The organism is Streptomyces drozdowiczii (assembly GCF_026167665.1).
In the GTDB taxonomy this organism is placed as follows: domain Bacteria; phylum Actinomycetota; class Actinomycetes; order Streptomycetales; family Streptomycetaceae; genus Streptomyces; species Streptomyces drozdowiczii_A.
In genome coordinates this window covers 1,310,248-1,325,865 of the sequence record NZ_CP098740.1, presented here as the reverse complement: position 1 = coordinate 1,325,865, position 15,618 = coordinate 1,310,248, and the positions used below count along the sequence as shown (strand labels likewise).

Below are 15,618 nucleotides of genomic sequence, written 5' to 3'. Positions count from 1 at the left end.
CCCTACTTGACCGAGCCACCGGTGATCCCGGCGGCGATGTACTTCTGCGACAGGACGAGCAGGACCGCCGCCGGCACCGCGGACAGCACGGAAGCGGCCATCACGGAGCCCCAGTCGCCGACATGGGCCCCGATGTACTGGTAGATGCCCAGCGTGATCGGCTTCACGTCGTCCGTGGTATTGAGCGTCAGCGCGAACATGAAGTCGCTCCACGCGTACAGGAACGAGAAGAGACCGGCCGTGATCAGCGAGTTGCGGCTCATCGGCAGCACGACCCGCACGAACGTCCGGAAGCGCCCGGCCCCGTCGACCTCGGCAGCCTCGATGACCTCGCGCGGTATCGCCACCATGAACGACCGCATCAGCACGATCGCGAACGGAATCCCGAGCGAGGCGTCGGCCAGCATCAGACCGGCGTACGAGTTGACCAGGCCGAGATCCACGTACGCGCTGTACAGGGCGTTGGCGATGACGATGCCCGGCACCATCTGCGTGATCAGCGTCCCGAAGACGATCGTCCGGGTCCCGCGCAGCCTGAACTGCGCCAGCCCGTACGCGGCCGGCGCCGAGACCGCCAGGCAGATGACGACCGCGCCGAGCGCCACCGCCAGCGAGGTCAGCAGATTGCCGCCCTGGTCCGTGAGCGCCGAGCGGAAGCCCGACAGGTCCAGGCCGTGCGGGACCGGGTCGACCTCAAGCAGCCCGGACTCGGGCTGGAGGGCGGTGTTCACCATCCAGTACAGCGGGAACAGCATCACGCACAGCACCAGGACGCCGAAGACGGTGGCGCCCCACCGCCGCTTCGGCCGCCCGGTGGACCGCGTGGACGCGGCGGGGGTACGCACGGTGCTCGCCATGCCGGTCACTTCCCCTCGTTGCGGTTGGCCCGCAGATAGAACACCGCGAAGACGGCGGAGATCAGGATCAGGATGTTGCCGACCACGGCACCGGCCCCGAAGTCCAGCTGGACGAAGGAGTTCTGGTACGTGAGGGTGCCGAGGGTCTGCGTGGAGTCGGCGGGTCCGCCGTCGGTGAGGGCCAGGATCAGGTCGAGGATCTTCACCGTCGACATGAAGCCGAGCACCAGGACCACGGTGATCACCGGCCGCAGCATCGGCAGCGTGATCGAGCGGAACGTCCGCCAGGCGGAGGCGCCGTCCAGCGAGGCGGCCTCGTACAGCTCCTTGGGGACCTCCTGGAGCCCGCCGTAGAGAATCACCATGTTGAACGGGATGCCGATCCAGATGTTCACCAGGATCACCGAGACCAGCGCCATGCTCGTGCTGGTCAGCCACGGGGTGTCGCCGCCCAGGCCGATGGTGCCGAGGAAGGAGTTGAGGACGCCGGTGTCCTGGTCGAGGATGCGCCGCCAGACGACACCCGAGACGACCATCGGCACCAGCCACGGCAGCAGGATGAGCGAGCGCAGCACGCCGTTCAGCGGGAAGCGGCGGTTGAAGAAGACCGCGAGGCCGAGGCCGATACAGAACTGTCCGATCAGCGAGCCGATCGTGAACAGGACGGTGTGCCACAGGGCCTTGCCGAAGAGCTCGTCGTTGAAGACCTTGCTCCAGTTGTCCGTTCCGTTGAACGGGGACTCGCCCGTGAAGAAGGTGGACGGCGAGTAGTCCTGGAAGCTCATCACGATGTTCCGGACGAGCGGATAGCCGAAGAACAGCGCCATGAAGATCACGGCGGGGGCGATGAAGCCCCACTGGGCGAGCCGCCTGCGGCGCCGGACGCGGGCGGGGTTCGGCGGCTTCGCGGTCTTCTTCGTCAGGGGCACGGCGGCGACGGTGGTGGTCGACATGGTTCGGTACCTCAGTTCCCGCTCGTCGCGCGCTTCTGGGCGCGGGTGAGGGCGGCCTCGCTGGACTCGCCGGTCAGGGCGGACTGGAACGCGCTCTGGAGCGCGAGGGAGACGGACGACCACCGCGCGCCGAGCTTGGCGGTACGCGAACGGGCCGTGGCGACCTGGTCGGCCAGGGCGTCCAGCTCCGGCACCTTCCGGCGCCACTCGGCGGCGGCCTTCGCGTTGGCCGGGACCATCCAGCTGTTCAGCGCGTAGGTGATCTGCTCCCGCTCGCCGGACATGCAGCCGATGATCTTCGCGGACATCTTCTCCCGCGCGTCGTCACCGGTGTTGGGCACGGTCAGTACGCCGCCGCCCAGCGGGCCCACCGAGTCGTCGCCGGCCGTGGGGACCGGGATCTCGGCTATGCCCCAGTGCAGCCCCTTCTTGGAGTTCAGGGTCTCCACCTGCCAGGGGCCGTTGATCATCATGGCCGCGTTGCCCGCCATGAACTGGTCGTTCACGTCGGCCTGGGTCCAGTTGACCGTCGACTTGGAGAGCGAGCCGTCCTTGAGGAGGCTCTTCCAGTAGTCCAGCGCCCCGGCCACCTCGGGGCTGTCGAGCTTCGTCTCGTCGCCGCCGTTGGACCACATGAAGGGCGTGAACTGGAAGACGCCGTCCTCCGCGCCGCCCGCGCTGAGCGCGAGTCCGTACCGCTTGCCCCGCGTCAGCTGCTTCGCGGTCTCGCGCATCTCGTCCCAGGTGGTGGGGACCTTCAGGCCGGCCTTGTCGAGGGTGTCCTTGTTGTAGAAGAGCGCCAGCGTGTTCACCGTGCGCGCGGCCCCGTAGTACGTCCCCTCGTACGAGCCGAAGTCCACGATCCCCTCGGGGATGTCCTTCGTGGTCAGCCCCAGGTCCTTCAGCGGGATCAGCCCGCCCGCGTCGGCGAACGTCGGCATCTCGGAGGCGTCCAGCTGGAGCACGTCGGGCAGCGACTTCGAGGACGCCATCCGCAGCGCCTTGGTCATCACCTGCGAGGCCGGGACGCTCTGCTGCTCGATGGTCACCCCCAGCCGCTTGCCGCACCGGGCCAGCGTCTGGGCGTCCCAGCGGTGGTACGACTCGTCGGTGGACGAGTTGAGGACGGTGTAGACGTCCGGGTCCCGCTGCTGGCCGCAGCCCGACAGGACCGCACCGCCGATCAGCGCGGAGACGACGGTGAGCGGGACGGCGACCCGTGGGGTGAAGCGGTTCGACATTCAGCTGCCTCTTGTCGGCAAGGGCCCGGGCGGCTGCGCTGCCGTCCGACCGATTTGTTTGCTGCCAGTACTAATACGGCATGGGGGCTCCCGTTTCTAGACCGTCCTGGTGACGCGCAGGTCACACAGGGGCAACATGGCCGCTCGCGCGGGGTGTTCAAGCCCTTGTTCCGGCGGGTCCATAGGCTTCGGCCGCTGAATCGAAGCGCTTCGAAAAATATTTGTTTTGTGTACGATCAAAATCAGGAACCACAGGAACGGACCCCCCATGAAGTTCACCGACGGCTTCTGGCAGCTGCGAGACGGTGTCCACGCCTCGTACGCCACCGAACTCCGCGACCTCCGCCTCGACGCCGACCGCCTCATCGCCTACGCGGCGGTCCAGCGCGTGACGCGACGCGGGGACACCCTGAACGCCCCGCTGATCACCGTGGAGGCGTACGCCCCCGCCGAAGGCGTCATCGGCGTCCGCGTCACCCACCTCGCGGGCAAGCGCCACCCGGGCCCCGACTTCGACCTGCCCGGAGCCACCGGCGACGCCGCAGCCGTGGCCCGCGAGGACGGCGGGGCCGCCGAGCTGACCAGCGGCCCGCTCACCCTCCGGCTCCCCGCAGACGGCTTCGGCCTGGAGTTCCGGGACGCGGACGGGCGCCTCCTGACCGCCGCCGGGCGCAAGGGGACCGCCTTCGCCACCACCGGCGACGGCGCGCACCACATGGTCGCCCAGCTCGCGCTGGGCGTCGGCGAGACGGTCCACGGACTCGGCGAGCGGTTCACCCCGTACGTGAAGAACGGCCAGGTGGTCGACATGTGGCAGGCGGACGGGGGGACCAGCAGCGAGCAGGCGTACAAGAACGTCCCGTTCTACCTCTCCTCGCGCGGCTACGGCGTCTTCGTCAACCACCCCGGCAAGGTGTCCTTCGAGGTCGGCTCCGAGGCGGTCGGCCAGGTGCAGTTCAGCGTCGAGGACCAGACGCTGGAGTACTTCGTGGTCGCCGGACCCACCCCCAAGGACGTCCTGTCCCGCTACACCGCGCTGACCGGCCGCCCGGCGCTGCCCCCGGCCTGGTCCTTCGGCCTCTGGCTGACCACCTCGTTCACCACCGCGTACGACGAGGCGACCGTCACCTCATTCGTGGACGGCATGGCCGAACGCGGCATCCCGCTCTCCGTGTTCCACTTCGACTGCTTCTGGATGCGCGAGTACCAGTGGTGCGACTTCCAATGGGACCCGGCCGTCTTCCCCGACCCGGAGGACATGCTCGCCCGCCTCAAGGCCAAGGGCCTGCGGATCTGCGTCTGGATCAACCCGTACATCGCGCAGAAGAGCCCCCTGTACGCGGAGGGCGCGGCCCGAGGCTACTTCGTCCGCACCCGCGAGGGCGATGTCTGGCAGTGGGACAAGTGGCAGGCGGGCATGGCGTTGGTGGACTTCACCAACCCGGAGGCCGCCGCCTGGTTCCAGGGCAAGCTGCGCACCCTCCTCGGCCAGGGCGTCGACGGCTTCAAGACGGACTTCGGCGAGCGCATCCCCACCGATGTCGTCTGGCACGACGGCTCCGACCCGGAGCGGATGCACAACTACTACACGCACCTGTACAACAAGGCCGTCTTCGAGCTCCTGGAGAAGGAACGCGGCCAGGGCGAGGCGGTCCTCTTCGCCCGCTCCGCCACGGCCGGCGGCCAGCAGTTCCCCGTGCACTGGGGCGGCGACTGCTGGTCCTCCTTCGAGGCGATGGCGGAGTCCCTGCGCGGCGGCCTCTCCCTGAGCCTGTCCGGCTTCGGCTTCTGGAGCCACGACATCGGCGGCTTCGAGGGCACCCCGGACCCGGCGGTCTTCAAGCGCTGGCTCGCCTTCGGCCTGCTCTCCTCGCACAGCAGGCTGCACGGCTCCTCGTCGTACCGCGTCCCGTGGGAGTTCGGCGAGGAGGCGGTCGAGGTCGCCCGGCGCTTCACGGAGCTGAAGCACCGCCTGATGCCCTACCTGTACGGGGCCGCCGTCGAGGCCCACCGCACCGGCGTCCCCGTGATGCGCCCGATGCTCCTGGAGTTCCCGGACGACCCGGCCGCCCGCACGGCGGACCGGCAGTACATGCTCGGCCCCGACCTCCTGGTCGCCCCGGTCTTCAGCGCGGACGGCGAGGTGGAGTACTACGTCCCCGAGGGCACCTGGACCCATCTGCTCACCGGCGAGACGGTCACCGGCCCGGCCTGGCACCGGGACACGTACGGCTTCGACAGCCTCCCGCTGCTGGTCCGCCCCGGCGCGGTCCTCCCGCTCGCCGCGGACACCTCCCGCCCCGACGGCGACTGGACGGAGAACCTCCAGCTGCGCGTGTACGCCCCCGACGGCACCGGGAACCTCCACCGCACGGTCACCGTCCCCGGCCTCACCGGCGAGCCCGCCGCCACGTACGAGGTGACCCGCGAGGACGGCACCCTCCGCGTCACCGCCGACACGGACCGGCCGTACGAGGCGGTGGTGGCCGGGTCCTCCGCGTAGCCGTATCAGGTCACTCACGGGCGCGCCCGCCGCTCCCGCCCCGGCAGGAATGGGATCGTGGGGCGGCGGGTTGGCGCCTGTACAGAACCTGAACAGCACTGAGAGCGGATGGCCTTCACATGGGCGAGCTGATCCTGATCCGGCACGGCGAGACGGAGTGGTCCCGCAACGGGCGGCACACGAGCTACACCGACCTGCCCCTGACCCCCCTCGGCGAACGCCAGGCCCGCGCCCTGGCCCCCTGCTCGCCGACCGGTCCATCGCGCTCACCCTGGTCAGCCCCCTGGTCCGGGCCCGGCGCACCGCCGAACTCGCCGGGCTCGCCGCGCCCCGCATCACGCCGGAGCTGCGCGAGTGGGACTACGGCGGCTACGAGGGCATCACCACGGACGAGATCCGCCGCACCCGGCCCGACTGGAACCTCTGGACCGACGGGGTCGGCGCCGGTCCGGAGGCCCACCCCGGCGAGACCCCGGCCGAGGTCGGGGACCGGGCCGACCGGGTGCTGGCCCAGGTGGCGGAGGCGGCCGGACGTGCCGGCGACGAGGACATCGTGCTCGTCGCCCACTCCCACTTCCTGCGCGTCCTGACCGCCCGTTACCTGCGCCTGACCCCGGCCGAGGGCACGCTGTTCCAGCTGGCCACGGGCGCGGTGTCGCGGCTCGGCCGGGAGCACGGCAACCCGGTCATCACCGCGTGGAACGTCACCCTGCCGGAGAGCCTGTTCCCGGCGGCGGTCCCGGAGACACCGGAGCCCGCCTGAGAAACGCGGACGGCCGGCAGCCCCGCGGGGAGCTGCCGGCCGTCCGCGTACGCGGGGCGGGGTCAGGCGATCAGCTCCACCTCCGCGAGCGACGCCTCACCGTCGAACACCAGCCGGTAGTGCGCGTAGGAGCCGGGGGACTTCACGGAGAAGGCCCGCGTCTGCTTGTCCCAGGCGAAGGTCTGGCCGGACCGCTTGTCGAGGTCCTTCCAGCTCTTGCCGTCCGAGGAGCCCTGGAGCACCCAGCCCTTCGGCGCCGTCGCCCTGGCGGCCGAGGTCAGCGTGTACTGGACGCCCTTGGTGGCGGACGGGACGGGCAGCTCGACCGTGGCGGCGGAGCCGGTGGTGGCCGAGGTGTTGTCGAACAGCGGGCCCTCGCCCTTCAGCACGTCCTTGCGCGGGGACGGCACCTGGTCGTCCTTGGTGATGGAGACCGGCGCGGCGTCCTTGCCGGTGCCCCAGGCGGACGGCTTGGAGCCCATGTCGAAGTCCAGCGTCCCGCCCTTGGCCAGCAGGTCGTGCGGCAGCGAGGTGGAGGTCCACTTCTTGCCGTTGACCCGCAGGCCCTGGACGTAGATGTTCTTCGCGCTGTTCTTCGGCGCCTTCACGACCAGCTTGCGGCCGTTCTCCAGGTGCACCGTCGCCTTGGTGAAGAGCGGCGAGCCGATCGCGTACTCGCCACTGCCCATGACCAGCGGGTAGAAGCCGAGCGAGGAGAAGAGGAACCAGGCCGACTGCTCGCCGTTGTCCTCGTCACCGTGGTAGCCCTGGCCGATCTCGCTGCCCGTGTACAGCCGGCCCAGGACCTCGCGGACCTTCTCCTGCGTCTTGTACGGCTGCGAGGCCGCGTCGTACATGTACGTGACGTGGTGGGCGACCTGGTTGCTGTGCCCGTACTGGCCCATCCGTACGTCACGGGCCTCCGTCATCTCGTGGATGACGCCGCCGTAGCTGCCCGCGAACTCCGGGGTGCCGGTCTCCGGGGTGGCGAAGTAGGTGTCCAGCTTCTTGGCGAGGCCGGCACGGCCGCCGTACAGGTTGGCCAGGCCCTTGCTGTCCTGCGGAGCGGTGAAGGCGTAGCCCCAGCCGTTGGTCTCCGTGTAGTCGTAGCCCCAGACACGCGGGTCGTACAGACCGGACGGCAGCCGCCAGTCGCCCTTGGCGTCCTTGCCCTGGAAGAAGCCGGCCTTGTCGTCGAACAGCTCCACGTAGTCGCGGGCCCGGTTCATGAAGTACTCGGACTCGTCCTTGTAGCGCTGCTCGTGCGTCTTCTTGTAGAGCGCCTCGCCCATCTTGGCGATGCCGTAGTCGTTGACGTAGCCCTCCATCGACCAGGACATGCCCTCGTGGGTCGTGGTGTCGGCGTACCCGGTGAAGGGGGACGTCTCCATGCCCTTGCGGCCCACGCCGGAGGACGGCGGGACGACCGTCGCGTTCTTCACGGCCGCGTCGTACGCCGCCTTCGCGTCGAAGTCCACGCCCTTGACGTACGCGTCGGCGAACGCCACGTCCGAGGAGGTGCCGGTCATCAGGTCCGCGTAACCCGGCGAGGACCAGCGGGAGATCCAGCCGCCGTCCTTGTACTGCTGGACGAAGCCGTCGACCATCTCACCGGCCTTCTCGGGCGTCAGCAGCGAGTACGCCGGCCAGGTCGTCCGGTAGGTGTCCCAGAAGCCGTTGTTGACGTACACCTTGCCGTCCACGATCTTCGCGCCGGTGTGCGTCGGGGTGTCCGAGCCGGTCTGCGGCGAGAAGGGGGAGGCGTACTTGTCCTTGCCGTCCACCCGCTCGGACCCCGAGTTCGGGTAGAGGTAGAGCCGGTACAGGCTGGAGTACAGCGTGGTCAGCTGGTCGGCCGTGGCGCCCTCGACCTCCACCTTGCCCAGCAGGTCGTCCCAGGCGTCCTGCGCCTTGTCCTCGACCCGGCCGAAGGAGCGCGAGGCGGGGATCTCGGCGGCCAGGTTCTTCTTCGCCTGGTCGATGCTGATCAGCGAGGTCGCGAGGCGCAGGTTCACCGTGCGGTCCTTGCCCGCGTCGAAGCTCAGGTAGCCGGATACATCGTCACTACTGCCTCCGCCGCCGCCCGAGAGCTTGCCGCTCGCGGTGACCGGCGCGTCGAAGACGCCGTACACGAACAGCCGCGTCGCCCCGGTGGAGCCGCCGCTCTTCACGTCCGAGAAGCCGGTGAACGAGCTGGTCGCCGGATCGAGGGTGAGCCCGCCGTCGTTGGAGACGTTGTCGAAGACGATGCTCGCGTCCTTGCCCGGATACGTGAACCGCATCCGCGCCGCGTGATCGGTCGGCGTCATCTCGGCCTTGAGGCCGTTCTCGAACGTCACGCCGTAGTAGTGCGGCCGCGCGGTCTCGTTCTCGTGCTTGAACGGCAGCGCGCGGGCGGTCCGCGAGGCGTCCGGGGTGCCGGAGGCCGCCGACGGCATCAGCTGGAAGGTCTGCCGGTCGCCCATCCAGGGGCTGGGCTCGTGGCTCGCGGCGAACGCCTGGAGCGTGGGCAGGTTGTCCTCGTTGTTGCCCCGCGCGTAGTCGTAGAGCCAGCTGGTCGAGCCGGCGTTGGTGACCGGCGTCCAGAAGTTGAACCCGTTGGGGACGGCCGTCGCGGGGAAGTTGTTGCCGCGCGAGAAGGAGCCGCTGGAGTTGGTGCCCCGGATGGTGGAGGCGTAGTCCGAGAGGTGCGCCTTGCGCCTCTCCGGCTTCGTGGGCGCGATCTTCAGGTCGTCGATCCAGCCCTGGAACTTGGCCGTGCCCTTGGGGGAGTCGTACGCGACCAGGATGCGGTCGATCGTCTTGCCCGCCGCGACCGTGCCGATGCCGGCCTCGACCTTGTTCCACTGGTTGACGTAGAGCCGCTTGGCGTCCGCCTGGCCCTGCGGCGTCAGCAGCCCGCCGTTGGTGTCGGTGGCGTGCAGGTCGCTCAGGTAGGTGCCGTCCGTGAAGGCCAGGTCCACCGCGACGTGCGTGGCCGGGTAGGACAGGTCCGTCTCGCCCATCTGCGGGTAGACCAGGTAGGACAGCTCGGTGTCCCGCTCGACGCGCGTGTTGACGTCGAACACCTTGTTGTACGAGTACGCCCGGCCGTCCGCCTTGTGGGTGCCCGCGTACCGCAGCGCCTTCTTGCCCGTGAAGCCCGCGCCGGACTTGGCGGTGGGGGAGCCGGAGGGGCCGTTGCTGATCTGCGTGAGCATGTCGGAGGGCGCGGGGGCGGAGGTGTCGCCGTCGGAGAACTGGACGTCGGCGAGCTGGGTGGCGTCGGTGGCGCCGTTGTTCTTGGTGATGTTCAGGCGGAAGTGCTGGTACGCCTTGTCCGCCTCGAAGTCGTACGACTTGGTCTGGAAGCGCTCGCTGAAGGTCTGGCCGGTCCGGGTGTCCAGGTCCGTCCAGGTCTTGCCGTCGTCGGAGCCCTGGAGCGTCCAGTCCTTGGGGTCGCGCTCGTCGTGGTCGTCGGCGGAGGTGAGCGCGTACGTCACGACCTTCACCGGCTCGGTGAGGTCGAACTCCAGCCAGGCGGTGGGCTCGAACGACAGCCACTTCGTACCGGATTCGCCGTCCACGAGGTTTTCCTTCACCTCGCCGCCGCCGGTGTTCTCGTCGCTGGCGCGGACGTCGGTGACCCGGTCGGTCACATTGCCCGGTATTCCGGAGGAGAATCCGCCATCGACACCCGATGACCGCTTCTTTCCGTCAGGGCCCTCTTCCACTGAATTGCGCCAGTCCGGCTGCTTTTCGTCTTCTTCGAAGGACGTGCTGAACGTCCGTTCACCCGTGGGCCTTTGGCCTCTCGGGCCAGACCCGGCCGATTGAGCGGCGGCCGCCGTGGGGGCTGTCACGACCAGGACCAAAGAGGCCGCGATCAGCGCTGCCGTGCTGCTTCGTCTCGTACGAGAACGGTGTCGGGGGTGCATGCCGAGCCATTCCTCCCGGGGAAGTGTGCGCTTGGACAACGTTGTCAGAAGATGCGCAGGAACAAGTAGGGAGGCAAGTGGCTGATGGTGTCAAGGGAGTTGGATCGGGGCCACCGCCGAATCGACCGGAATGCGGAAATCGTTACATCCGAAGGAGGGTCCGGAGTGTCGAGGTATCCGCGAGGTCTCAACTCGGGAAAGACTGCCGTGCAACCTTGCTTTCGATCTTGCTCAGTTGGCGGCAAGTGGACTATACCTGTCGGCGTCCGCACAGCTGGTTCACCGGTTGTGCGGCTGGGGGACACGGGGGCAGGACAACGCGACGCCGCAGGTGCGTCGGCTGTTCGGTCCCCCGGCGCCCCCCACGGCAATCGTTAGCCTGAAATCTGTACCACCCAAGCGCAACTGACCGCGGTGGCGGGGCCCTTCGCTGAGGCGAATTACGACGGGGCGACCGGTACACACCGCCTGAGTCCTGGAGAAGGCGAGGACTTGAGCATGGGATCCACCTCCGCCCACAACAATGAGGGCCTTGGCCGTCGCGATGTGATCAAGCGTTCTGCCGCACTCGGTCTGATCACCGTTCCGACCATGAGCTTCCTGTCCGCCTGCGCGAGCGGCGACAGCGGCGGCGACGAGCCCGTCAAGAAGGGCAAGACCAGCGCGAAGAACCCGCTGGGCGTCAACGAGAGCGCCGCGCTCGACGTGGTCATCTTCAACGGCGGATTCGGCGACCAGTACGCCAAGGACGCCGAGAAGAAGTACGGCGAGGCGTTCCCGAAGGCCAAGGTCAAGCACACCTCGACGCAGAAGATCCAGTCGCAGCTCCAGCCGCGCTTCAACGGCGGCACCCCGCCGGACCTGATCGACAACTCGGGCGCCGAGCAGATGGACATGGGTGTCCTCGTCGGCAAGAAGCAGCTGCTCGACCTGACCCCGCTGATGGACGCCCCGTCCTACGACGACCCGAACAAGAAGGTCCGCGACACGCTGCGTCCGGGCGTCCTGGAGATGGGCCAGTTCGAGGGCGACCCGGTCTGGATCATGTACTACGCGTACACCGTGTACGGCGTGTGGTACTCGCAGACCAACCTGGAGAAGCTGGACGCGGAGTACCCCGAGACCTGGGACGACATGCTCGCCCTCTGCGCCAAGGCGAAGAAGCAGGGCATCGCGGGCTGGACGTACGCCGGTAAGTACCCGTACTACCTGCCGTTCTCCCTCTACCCGTTCATCGCCAAGATCGGCGGCCGGGAGGTTCTCGACAAGATCGACAACCTGGAGCCGAACGCGTGGAAGGACCCCGCCGTCAAGGCGGCCTTCGAGGCGTACTACGAGCTCTACAAGAAGGGGTACATCCTCAAGGGCACCCCGGGCCTGACCCACATCCAGTCGCAGACCGAGTGGACCAAGGGCAAGGCGCTCTTCATCCCGAACGGTTCGTGGGTGGAGAACGAGGCGGCGCCGACCACGCCCAAGGACTTCAAGATGATGGTCGCGGCCCCGTCCAGCCTGGACTCGTCCGACAAGATGCCCTTCGGCACCATCTGGGCGTCCGGCGGCGAGCCCTTCGTCGTCCCGGCCAAGGCGGCCAACCCGCAGGGCGGCATGGAGCAGCTGCGCATCATGCTCTCCGAGGAGTCCTCGAAGAACTTCACCAAGCAGGTGAAGTCGCTGAGCGCCTTCAACGGCGGCACCGACGGCCTGACCCTCTCCACGGCCATGCAGTCCGGTGTCGACGCGCTGAAGAAGGCCGGCGACAACGTGGTGAACCCGCGCCTCCAGGACTGGTACGTCAAGCTCCAGAAGGAGCAGATCGGCACCGCCGGTCTCGGTGAGATGATGGCGGGCCGCCTGACCCCGGCCGAGGCCATCAAGAAGATCCAGGCCTACGCGGACGCCGCGGCCAAGGACCAGTCCATCAAGCACTACAAGCACCAGTGAGCAACCGTCACCAGCGGCGGCACCCGCGGAAAGATCGGGGTCGGTAAACGATGCAGCACGGCAAGTACCGGTTCATTGTGGGGTTCCTGGTAGTCCCCTTGGTGTTGTATGCGGTCTTCGTCATCTGGCCGTTCATCCAGGCCATCTACTATTCCTTCACGGACTGGACCGGACTGAGCCCCGACTTCAAGATGGTCGGCTTCGGCAACTACTCCAGGATGCTGAAGGACGACATCTTCTGGAAGTCGCTCCAGCACAGCGTGATTCTCGTGCTGGTGCTGCCGCTGGTGACGCTGGGCCTCGCGCTCTTCTTCGCCTTCATGCTCAACGTCGGAGGCCGTCGGCGTAAGAACGCCGCGGTCGCCGGCGTGCGGGGATCGGGCTTCTACAAGATCGCCTATTTCTTCCCGCAGGTCCTGTCGATCGTCATCGTCGCCCTGCTGTTCCAGTTCGCGTACAACCCGCGTTCCGGCATGATCAATTCGGCGCTCGAGGGCATCGGCCTGGACTCCGTCCAGCCGGAGTGGCTGGGCGATCCGAACCTGGCGCTGATCTGCGTCATGGTGGTGCTGGTCTGGTCGACGGTCGGCTTCTTCGTCGTCCTCTTCTCGGCCGGAATGGCGTCCATTCCCAAGGACTTCTACGAGGCCGCGCTCCTGGACGGGGCGAACCGCATCACGACGTTCTTCAAGATCACCGTCCCGCTGCTCTGGGACACCATCCAGTCGGGCTGGGTCTACATGGGCATCCTGGCCCTCGGCGTCGAGGCGTTCACGGCCGTCCAGGTCATGACGGTCGGCCCCGGCGGTCCCGACTACTCGACCTCGATCCTGCCGCTGTACGTCTACCAGACCGCCTTCCGCGACGGTCAGGCCGGATACGCGACGACGATCGGTGTCGGACTGCTCATCGTCACCATGGCGTTCGCCGCCGTCGTGATGCGGCTGGGCCGGCGCGAGCGGCTGGAGTTCTGATGCCGCGCTTCCCGGGGCGCGTTCCCCGGACCCCCAGCAGGCAAGACAGCCCGGCCGCGGCGGCCGGCTCGACAGTAGTACGAGGTGAGCACGCGTGAAGGCCACTGAAACCCCTCCCGCGGTCGCGGCGACGGATCCGGCCCCCGTGTCCAAGTCGCCCGCCCCGGCGGGCAAGGAGAAGAGCAGCGAGGGGAAGACCCTCAACGTCTTCTCGCACGGTGTGCTGATCATCTGGGCGATCCTGGTGGTGCTGCCGCTGCTCTGGGCGATCATGTCGTCGTTCAAGACCGACGACTCGATCCTGTCGACGCCGTGGAAGCTGCCGGACAAGCTCCACTTCGAGAACTGGTCGCGCGCCTGGAGCCAGGCGCACATGAGCGATTACTTCTTCAACACGATCGTCGTGGTGGGCTGTTCGCTGATCGGCACGCTGCTGCTCGGCTCGATGGCGGCCTATGTGCTCGCCCGGTTCGACTTCCCGGGCAACCGCTTCATCTACTACCTGTTCATCGGCGGGATGAGCTTCCCGATCATCCTGGCGCTGGTCCCGCTGTTCTTCGTGATGAACAACATGGGGCTGCTGAACACGCGGCACGGGCTGATCCTGGTCTACATCGCGTACTCGCTGCCCTTCACCGTCTTCTTCCTCACCTCCTTCTTCCGGACGCTGCCGGGGTCGGTGGCGGAAGCGGCGATGATCGACGGGGCCTCGCACACCCGGACGTTCTTCCAGGTCATGCTGCCGATGGCCAAGCCCGGCCTGATCAGCGTCGGCATCTTCAACTTCCTCGGCCAGTGGAACCAGTACATGCTGCCGACGGTGCTGAACACCGACCCGAAGTACCGGGTGCTCTCGCAGGGCCTGGTCGAACTGGCAAGCAGCCAGGGCTACAAGGGCGACTGGTCCGGCCTCTTCGCCGGTCTGGTGATGGCGATGCTGCCGGTCCTCGCGGCCTACATCATCTTCCAGCGCCAGGTGGTGGCGGGGCTGACCGCGGGAGCGGTGAAGTAACGCCCCGTACACCCTGAACGCACTTCACGAACAAGCGAACCGCCCGCCGGCATCCCAGCCGGCGGGCGGTTCGTCTGCGTACGGGGGAGTTCGCCCGGGGGCGGGGTGGAGGAGCGGTGCTCATCGGTGGCTCCGACTGCTCAAGGTCTTGACGGGGCCCGCCGGAAAACGGTCAGCTTAGAGTTCACATGTTGGAGAATATGGCAGGAGTGAGTGAGTCGATGGAGACTCCGGGGTCGCAGACGTCTCTGCATCGCGCCAACCTTGAGCGGGTTGTCCGCGCCGTACGCATGGCTGGTTCGCTCACCCAGGCGGAGATCGCCAGGAGTACGGGTCTCTCCGCGGCCACCGTCTCCAATATCGTTCGCGAACTGAAGGAAAGCGGCACGGTCGAGGTGACCCCCACCTCGGCGGGCGGCCGCCGGGCCCGCAGCGTCTCGCTCAGCGGCGACGCGGGCATCGTGATCGGCGTCGACTTCGGCCACACCCACCTGCGCGTGGCCGTCGGCAACCTGGCCCACCAGGTGCTCGCCGAGGAGTCCGAGCCGCTGGACGTCGACGCCTCCTCCGCCGAGGGCTTCGGACGGGCGGAACAGCTGGTCAACCGGCTGATCGAGACCACCGGGATCAGCCCCGGCAAGGTCATCGGGGTGGGCCTCGGTGTACCCGGCCCGATCGACGTCGAGTCCGGCACCCTGGGCTCCACGTCGATCCTGCCGGGGTGGACGGGCATCAACCCCAGCGAGGAGCTCGCCGCCCGCCTCGGCGTGCCGGTCTACGTGGACAACGACGCCAACCTCGGCGCCCTGGGCGAGCTGGTGTGGGGGAGCGGCCGGGGGGTCAGGGACCTCGCGTACATCAAGGTCGCCAGCGGGGTCGGCGCCGGTCTGGTGATCGACGGGCACATCTACCGGGGCCCGGGCGGCACGGCCGGCGAGATCGGCCACATCACCCTGGACGAGTCGGGCCCGGTCTGCCGCTGCGGCAACCGCGGCTGCCTGGAGACCTTCACGGCCGCCCGCTACGTCCTGCCCCTGCTCCAGCCCAGCCATGGCCCCGATCTCACCATGGAGCGGGTGGTCCAGCTGGCGCGCGAGGGCGATCCGGGGTGCCGGCGGGTGATCGGCGACGTCGGGCGCCACATCGGCAGCGGGGTGGCCAACCTGTGCAATCTGCTGAACCCGAGCCGCGTGGTGCTGGGCGGCTCGCTGGCGGAGGCCGGGGAGCTGGTCCTGGGGCCCATCAGGGACTCCGTGTCGCGTTACGCCATCCCCAGCGCGGCCCGGCAGCTCTCCGTGCTTCCGGGGGCCCTGGGGGCCGTGCGGAGGTGCTGGGCGCCCTGGCGCTCGTGCTGAGCGAGATGGGGGATTCAACCCTTTTGGAGAGCACCCTCCCCGCGGCCACTCCTGCCTTCACTTAGATAACGAATGGCACCGTTGTCATCTCGTTAAGGA

8 protein-coding genes and 2 pseudogenes are annotated in these 15,618 nt (G+C 68.2%); 6 read left to right on the top strand and 4 right to left on the bottom strand.

Features of this window, described 5'->3' with window-relative positions; translation table 11 throughout:
• Window positions 1–2: 2 nt before the first annotated feature.
• The 3 genes from NEH16_RS05940 to NEH16_RS05930 are packed head-to-tail and all read right to left on the bottom strand — an operon-like array spanning window position 3 to window position 3,051.
• The gene (locus NEH16_RS05940; protein ID WP_265539856.1) at window positions 3–857 is read right to left on the bottom strand and encodes a carbohydrate ABC transporter permease; all 855 of its coding nucleotides are present in this window, start codon (window positions 855–857) and stop codon (window positions 3–5) included.
• A 5-nt stretch (window positions 858–862) separates the two neighbouring features.
• On the bottom strand, window positions 863–1,810 hold the full coding sequence (locus NEH16_RS05935; RefSeq protein WP_265539854.1) for a carbohydrate ABC transporter permease: 948 nt from the start codon (window positions 1,808–1,810) through the stop codon (window positions 863–865).
• A gap of 11 nt (window positions 1,811–1,821) precedes the next feature.
• Window positions 1,822–3,051: an ABC transporter substrate-binding protein gene (locus NEH16_RS05930; protein WP_265539852.1), complete on the bottom strand. Its 1,230-nt coding sequence runs from the start codon at window positions 3,049–3,051 to the stop codon at window positions 1,822–1,824.
• Between the two features lie 268 nt (window positions 3,052–3,319).
• Between NEH16_RS05930 and yicI the strand changes: the two genes are divergently transcribed.
• Both yicI and NEH16_RS05920 read left to right on the top strand, forming a co-directional pair.
• Window positions 3,320–5,554 (top strand): alpha-xylosidase, encoded by a 2,235-nt coding sequence (gene yicI, locus NEH16_RS05925; protein ID WP_265539850.1) that lies wholly within the window; start codon window positions 3,320–3,322, stop codon window positions 5,552–5,554.
• A 119-nt stretch (window positions 5,555–5,673) separates the two neighbouring features.
• A pseudogene (locus tag NEH16_RS05920) lies at window positions 5,674–6,317 on the top strand (histidine phosphatase family protein).
• A 62-nt stretch (window positions 6,318–6,379) separates the two neighbouring features.
• Here NEH16_RS05920 and NEH16_RS05915 read toward each other — a convergent pair.
• Window positions 6,380–9,955: a GH92 family glycosyl hydrolase gene (locus NEH16_RS05915; RefSeq protein WP_265539848.1), complete on the bottom strand. Its 3,576-nt coding sequence runs from the start codon at window positions 9,953–9,955 to the stop codon at window positions 6,380–6,382.
• 777 nt (window positions 9,956–10,732) lie between these two features.
• On the opposite strand from NEH16_RS05915, the gene ngcE reads away from it, so the two are divergent.
• From ngcE to NEH16_RS05895, 4 genes and pseudogenes are all read left to right on the top strand, one after another.
• Window positions 10,733–12,178, top strand: a complete 1,446-nt coding sequence (gene ngcE, locus NEH16_RS05910; protein ID WP_265539846.1) for an N-acetylglucosamine/diacetylchitobiose ABC transporter substrate-binding protein — start codon at window positions 10,733–10,735, stop codon at window positions 12,176–12,178.
• A gap of 50 nt (window positions 12,179–12,228) precedes the next feature.
• A complete protein-coding gene (locus NEH16_RS05905) occupies window positions 12,229–13,152 on the top strand; it encodes a carbohydrate ABC transporter permease (protein WP_265539845.1) in 924 nt (307 codons plus the stop codon).
• A gap of 94 nt (window positions 13,153–13,246) precedes the next feature.
• Window positions 13,247–14,164 carry a carbohydrate ABC transporter permease gene (locus NEH16_RS05900; protein WP_265539843.1) on the top strand — a complete coding sequence of 306 codons (918 nt, stop codon included), beginning with the start codon at window positions 13,247–13,249 and terminating at the stop codon, window positions 14,162–14,164.
• A gap of 221 nt (window positions 14,165–14,385) precedes the next feature.
• A pseudogene (locus NEH16_RS05895) lies at window positions 14,386–15,584 on the top strand (ROK family transcriptional regulator).
• Window positions 15,585–15,618 lie beyond the last annotated feature (34 nt).

Bases quoted from the DNA above. Each gene is read 5' to 3' on its own strand.
- NEH16_RS05940 (WP_265539856.1), bottom strand. From the start codon at position 857: ATGGCGAGCACCGTGCGTACCCCCGCCGCGTCCACGCGGTCCACCGGG.
- NEH16_RS05935 (WP_265539854.1), bottom strand. From the start codon at position 1,810: ATGTCGACCACCACCGTCGCCGCCGTGCCCCTGACGAAGAAGACCGCG.
- NEH16_RS05930 (WP_265539852.1), bottom strand. From the start codon at position 3,051: ATGTCGAACCGCTTCACCCCACGGGTCGCCGTCCCGCTCACCGTCGTC.
- yicI (WP_265539850.1), top strand. From the start codon at position 3,320: ATGAAGTTCACCGACGGCTTCTGGCAGCTGCGAGACGGTGTCCACGCC.
- ngcE (WP_265539846.1), top strand. From the start codon at position 10,733: ATGGGATCCACCTCCGCCCACAACAATGAGGGCCTTGGCCGTCGCGAT.
- NEH16_RS05905 (WP_265539845.1), top strand. From the start codon at position 12,229: ATGCAGCACGGCAAGTACCGGTTCATTGTGGGGTTCCTGGTAGTCCCC.